The sequence below is a fragment of the Pseudonocardia nigra genome, assembly GCF_019396355.1.
GTDB classification, from domain to species: Bacteria; Actinomycetota; Actinomycetes; order Mycobacteriales; family Pseudonocardiaceae; genus Pseudonocardia; species Pseudonocardia nigra.
Genome location: NZ_JAHKRK010000511.1, coordinates 1 through 981 on the forward strand (window position 1 = coordinate 1; position 981 = coordinate 981).

1 pseudogene is annotated in these 981 nt (G+C 67.7%); it reads right to left on the reverse strand.

The window, feature by feature from the left end:
- Positions 1 to 6 precede the first annotated feature (6 nt).
- Positions 7 to 981, reverse strand: a pseudogene (locus KME75_RS41930) (IS630 family transposase); the annotation flags it as partial.

Here is a 981-nt window from a genome sequence, read left to right on the forward strand (position 1 = left end):
CTAGTGTCACGTGCCGGAAGTAGATTTACGGTGCGCTTTTGCGATGATCGTGTCGGCGTCCTTGGTCCAGACGAATGGTTCGCAGCGTTCGTTCCAGCCATCGATGAACGCGGTGATGGCCTTGACCAGCTCGCGGACCGAGCCGAAGGTGCCACGGCGGATGGCCTGGCGGGTGATGATCCCGAAGAAGATCTCCACCATGTTGAGCCACGACCCGGAAGTCGGGGTGAAGTGCACAGTGATCCGCGGGTTGCGGGCCAGCCACGCCTTCACCGCGGGGTGCTTGTGGGTGGCGTAGTTGTCGCAGACCAGGTGCAGCTTGACCCGCGGGTAGGCCTTCGCGATCTGCTTGAGGAACCGGAGGAACTCCTGGTGGCGGTGCCGCGGCAGGAGGCTTGCTCGACCCGGCCGGTGGCCACCTCGAGCGCGGCGAACAGCGTGGTGGTGCCGTTGCGGACGTAGTCGTGGGTCTGCCGCTCGGGCACTCCGGGCATGATCGGGAGGATCGGCGCGGTCCGGTCCAGGGCTTGGACCTGCGACTTCTCATCGATGCAGAGAACCACGGCCTTCTCCGGGGGGTGCAGATACAGGCCCACGACGTCGCGGATCTTCGCGTCGAGTTCCGGGTCGGTGCTGAACTTGAACGTCTCGACCCGCCACGGCTGCAGGTTCCATTTGCGCCAGATCCGGGCCACCGTGGCGAAGGAGATCTTCAACTCGGCGGCCAGCAGCCGGGCCGACCAGTGCGTCACTCCCAGGCGTGCCGGCGGTCGCCCTTCCTCGGCGAGCGTGGCCACCACGACGTCGATCTCGTCGATCTCGGCCGGGCGTCCGCTGCGCGGCAGGTCCTGCAAGGCCCGGATCCCGCCGGTCTCATACCGGTCTCGCCAGCCCAGCACGGTCGGTCGGCTGGTCCCGGTCCGGCGCGCGATCTCGGCGTTGGGCAGCCCCTCGGCGGCCAGCAACACGATCCGCGCCCGC